The organism is Kitasatospora sp. NPDC047058 (assembly GCF_040643935.1).
Classification (GTDB): domain Bacteria; phylum Actinomycetota; class Actinomycetes; order Streptomycetales; family Streptomycetaceae; genus Kitasatospora.
Genome location: NZ_JBEYVJ010000503.1, coordinates 1 through 4,281, shown reverse-complemented (window position 1 = coordinate 4,281; position 4,281 = coordinate 1). Strand labels below are relative to the sequence as shown.

General features: G+C 75.1%; 5 protein-coding genes. 3 read left to right on the top strand and 2 right to left on the bottom strand.

All coding sequences use genetic code 11. The features are described from left to right. From ABZ885_RS36330 to ABZ885_RS36320, 3 genes are all read left to right on the top strand, one after another. The coding region (locus tag ABZ885_RS36330; protein ID WP_360198652.1) for an ATP-binding cassette domain-containing protein at positions 1 to 930 on the top strand (930 nt) is incomplete at its 5' end. A 60-nt stretch (positions 931 to 990) separates the two neighbouring features. After that, the gene (locus tag ABZ885_RS36325; RefSeq protein WP_360198649.1) at positions 991 to 1,668 is read left to right on the top strand and encodes a nitroreductase family protein; all 678 of its coding nucleotides are present in this window, start codon (positions 991 to 993) and stop codon (positions 1,666 to 1,668) included. Positions 1,669 to 1,745: 77 nt separating this feature from the next. After that, positions 1,746 to 2,327, top strand: coding sequence for a GNAT family protein (locus ABZ885_RS36320; RefSeq protein WP_360198647.1), 582 nt, complete (start codon positions 1,746 to 1,748; stop codon positions 2,325 to 2,327). Between the two features lie 112 nt (positions 2,328 to 2,439). Here the strand turns inward: ABZ885_RS36320 and ABZ885_RS36315 are convergent, their stop codons facing one another. After that, positions 2,440 to 3,396, bottom strand: a complete 957-nt coding sequence (locus tag ABZ885_RS36315; protein ID WP_360198644.1) for an aldo/keto reductase — start codon at positions 3,394 to 3,396, stop codon at positions 2,440 to 2,442. A gap of 98 nt (positions 3,397 to 3,494) precedes the next feature. Beyond that, on the bottom strand, positions 3,495 to 4,112 hold the full coding sequence (locus tag ABZ885_RS36310; protein ID WP_360198641.1) for a GDSL-type esterase/lipase family protein: 618 nt from the start codon (positions 4,110 to 4,112) through the stop codon (positions 3,495 to 3,497). Between the last annotated feature and the right edge of the window lie 169 nt (positions 4,113 to 4,281).

Below are 4,281 nucleotides of genomic sequence, written 5' to 3'. Positions count from 1 at the left end.
CTGTACGGCGGCGGCTACGAGGCGTACCTGGAGGAGCGCGCGGTGGCCCGCCGGCACGCCCGCGAGGAGTACGAGGAGTACGCCGACACCAGGTCCTCGCTGGAGGCCCGGGCCCGGATGCAGCGCGGCTGGATGGAGCACGGGGTGCGCAACGCGCGCCGCAAGTCCTCCGACAACGACAAGATCGGGCGTGCGATGCGCGCCGAGTCCACCGAGAAGCAGGCCTCCAAGGCCCGGCAGACCCAGCGGATGATCGAGCGGCTGGAGGTGGTCGAGGAGCCGCGCAAGGAGTGGGAGCTGCGGATGGAGATCGCCACCGCACCGCGCTCCGGTTCGGTGGTCGCCACCCTGCGCGGGGCCGCCGCCCGCCGCGGCGACTTCGCCTTCGGCCCGGTGGACCTGCAGATCGACTGGGCCGACCGGGTCGCGATCACCGGCGCCAACGGCGCGGGCAAGTCCACGCTGCTGGCCGCGCTGCTCGGCCGGCTCGAACTCGACGGCGGCAGCGCCGCACTGGGGTCGGGCGTGGTGGTCGGCGAGGTGGACCAGGCACGCGGGCTGTTCCTGGGCGGCGAGCCGCTGGCGGAGGCGTTCGCCGCCGCCGTACCGGAGTTCACGCCGGAGGAGGTCCGCACCCTGCTGGCCAAGTTCGGCCTCAAGGCGGCGCACGTGCTGCGCCCGGCCGGCACCCTCTCGCCGGGCGAGCGGACCCGGGCGGCGCTCGCGCTGCTCCAGGCGCGCGGGGTGAACCTGCTGGTGCTCGACGAGCCCACCAACCACCTGGACCTGCCCGCCATCGAGCAGCTGGAGTCCGCGCTCGCCTCGTACACCGGCACGCTGCTGCTGGTCACGCACGACCGGCGGATGCTGGACACGGTCACGGTGAACCGGCGGATCGAGGTCCGGGACGGGCGCGTCCACGAGGGCTGAACACCGCGTAGTGGTCTCTACCTCTTCCCGGGCGCGCCGCCATGTGCTGTGCTGTCGGCCATGGTTGACAGCACAGCGGCGGCCGGCACCTCGTACCCGAGCGTCCTGCTCCGCCCGATGACGGTGCCCGCCCACGAGGCGGAGGCACGCAGCAGGTCCTTCCACGACGTGATGGCGCAGCGCCGGACCGTCCGGGACTACTCGACCCGCCCGATCCCGGACGGCGTGGTCGAGTGGGCCGTCCGCACCGCGAACACCGCCCCGAGCGGCGCGCACGTCCAGCCGTGGCGGTTCGTGGTGATCACCGACCCGGAGCGCAAGCGCCGGCTGCGCGAGGCCGCCGAGGCGGAGGAGCGCGAGTTCTACGCGCACCGGGCCTCCGAGGAGTGGCTGGCCGCGCTGGCGCCGATCGGCACCGACTGGCAGAAGCCCTTCCTGGAGGACGCGCCCGCGGTGATCGTGGTGTTCGAGGTGCACAAGGGCCCGCACTCGCCGCGCCCGTACTACACCAAGGAGTCGGTCGGCATCGCGGTCGGGCTGCTACTCGCCGGCCTGCACCAGGCCGGGCTGGCCACCCTCACCCACACCCCGAGCCCGATGAGGTTCCTCAACGAGGTGTGCGAACGGCCGGCCGAGGAGCGGGCCGCCTACGTCATCCCGGTGGGGTACCCGGCGGACGGCGCGCGCGTCCCCGACCTGCGGCGCAAGGAGCTCGGCGAGGTGCTGGTGCGCCTCTGACGCGCCCCCGGGCGGCGCCCGGGACCCCGGCGGTTCGCCGGTGGTGACGGGTCCGGGCCGCAGCCATAATCGCGGTCATGAGCCATGTCATGTCACGCTCCTGCGAGGTCTCCCCCGGCCGGCCGCCGGAGCTGCTGCGGCTGGCCGGCGGGGTCTCGCTGCACCGCCGCGCGGCCGACCGTGCGGCCGCGCTCAACGCCGCCGTCCACGCCAACCTCGACCACCTGCGGCCCTGGCTGGCCTGGGCGGCCGAAGCCCCCAGCCGCGCCCGGACCGCCGAGGTGACCAGAGCCGGGTCCGCCGCCTGGGACGCCGGCACGGACTTCATCTACCTGCTCGGCCTGGACGCCGAACCCGGCAGCGTGATCGGCTCGTTCGGCCTGCACGGGCGGATCGGGCCGGGCGCGCTGGAGATCGGCTACTGGGTGAGCGCGGACCGCGCCGGCCGGGGCATCGCCACCACCGCCGCGCGGGCGCTGACCGCCGCCGCGCTCGCGCTGCCCGGGATCGGGCGGGTCGAGATCCACTGCGACCAGGCCAACGCCGCCAGCGCCGCCGTCCCGCGCAAGCTCGGCTACCGGCTCGACCGGATCGCCGACGTGGCGGTCCGGGCGCCCGGCGAGACCGGGCGGCAGCTGGTCTGGGTCACGGAGGGCTGACCGGGCCCGGCGACGGCCCGCCGGTCGGCGCGGGGCGGGCGTCCGGCGGCCCGCCCCGCTACCGGGGCCTCGGCAGTCGGGCCCCGGTTGGCGGGGCCCCGGTGGCGGAGCCTCAGTACCGGCCGCCGGTCGGCGCGGGCAGCGCGTCCAGCTCGGCGAGGTCCGCCGCCGGGAGCACCACGTCGGCCGCGCCCGCGTTGTCCGCCAGGTACGCGGGCGTCTTGGTGCCCGGGATCGGCAGCACGTACCGGCCCTGCGCCAGCACCCAGGCCAGCGCCACCTGCGCCGGGGTCGCACCGACCCGCCCGGCGACCTCCTTCACCTTCGCCACCAGCGCCAGGTTGGCCTCCAGCGCCTCCTGCTGGAACCGCGGCAGCGAGCGGCGGAAGTCGTCGGCCGGCAGCTGGTCGACGGAGGAGATGCTGCCGGTCAGGAAGCCCCGGCCGAGCGGCGAGAACGGCAGGAAGGCGATGCCCTCGGCCTCGGTGTACGGCAGCACCTCGGCCAGCGCGTCCCGGGTCCACAGCGACAGCTCGGACTGCACGGAGGCCACCGGGTGCACCGCCTGCGCACGCTTGATCTGCTCGACCGTCACCTCGGAGAGGCCGATCCGGCGCGCCTTGCCGGCCGCGACGACCTCGGCGAGCGCGCCCCAGGTCTCCTCGATCGGCACCTCCGGGTCCACCCGGTGCAGCTGGTAGAGGTCCACGTGGTCGGTGCCGAGGCGGCGCAGGCTCTCGTCGATCGAGCGCCGCACGTGCTCCGGCCGGCCGTCGTTCCCGACCCGCTTGTCGCCGGTCCCCGGCACCAGGCCCACCTTGGTGGCCAGCACCGCGCGCTCCCGGTACGGGCCGGCCAGGGCGGCGCCGACCACCTCCTCGTTGCTGTACGGCCCGTAGATGTCGGCGGTGTCGATCAGGGTGACGCCGAGGTCCAGCGCCTCGCGGATCACCCGCACCGAGGTCTCGTCGTCGCGGTTCCGCAGGTCGTAGGCCCAGGTCATCCCCATGCAGCCGAGGCCGACCACGCCGACCTCGGGGCCCTGGCTGCCGAGCGTGCTGGTACGCATCACGGTTCTCCGTTCGTCCGCGGGACGTGCTCGTCCCGCGGTTCAGTTCGTCCGGTGGATCAACGGGACCCAGCCTCCATCTTCGAGCGCACTCGAGGTCAAGCCCCGGCTCCGAGCAGCCACTCCCGCCAGCCGCCGGCCAGCACGAGGTCGGCGAGGAGGCGGTAGCCGCCCGCCCCGGGGTGGGCTCCGTCGCCGCCGCCCGCCTCGCGCACCCAGCCCGGATCCGCGGCGAGCGCCGCCGTCACGTCGACGAACGGCACGCCGCGGGCGGCACAGAGCGCCGCCGTCCGCCCGGCCAGCTCCAGCAGCCGGTCCAGGTGCCCGGCGCCCCCGCAGACCACCGGCGGCGGCCCCACCACCAGCACGCCGAGGCCGCGCTCGCGGGCGCCGTCCAGCAGCGCGGCCAGGTTCTCCAGGCAGCGGTCCGGCGCCACCCGCGGCCGGCCGTCCTCCAGCACGGTGTCGTTGCTGCCGACCGAGACGACCAGCCGGTTGTCCGCCCCGGGCACCGCCCGCACCCCGACCTCCGCCCAGCAGCGGGCCAGCACGTCGGCCGAGGTGTTGCGGCGGACGCCCAGGTTGAAGGCCGTGAGTCCGGCGGCCTCCCCGCCGGCCGCTTGGAGCACCCGGCCGGCCCAGCCCCGGAACTCCGGGTCGCCGACGCCCTGGGTGAACGAGTCCCCGATGAAGCAGATGCGCAGATCCTTGATCATCACGCCAGCCTAGGAAGAGGACCGGGCGGCGGCTGCGGCGTTCCGGCAGGCGGACACCGGGGCCGGACTAGAAGCAACGCCGTTCAGTTAAGCGTGGGGCCTGCATGTCAAGGCCGGTAGGCAAAGCAGCGGAGCTCCCGTAGAAGAGGTCTGTCCTCCAAGACATCCT

Bases quoted from the DNA above. Each gene is read 5' to 3' on its own strand.
- ABZ885_RS36325 (WP_360198649.1), top strand. From the start codon at position 991: ATGGTTGACAGCACAGCGGCGGCCGGCACCTCGTACCCGAGCGTCCTG.
- ABZ885_RS36320 (WP_360198647.1), top strand. From the start codon at position 1,746: ATGAGCCATGTCATGTCACGCTCCTGCGAGGTCTCCCCCGGCCGGCCG.
- ABZ885_RS36315 (WP_360198644.1), bottom strand. From the start codon at position 3,396: ATGCGTACCAGCACGCTCGGCAGCCAGGGCCCCGAGGTCGGCGTGGTC.
- ABZ885_RS36310 (WP_360198641.1), bottom strand. From the start codon at position 4,112: ATGATCAAGGATCTGCGCATCTGCTTCATCGGGGACTCGTTCACCCAG.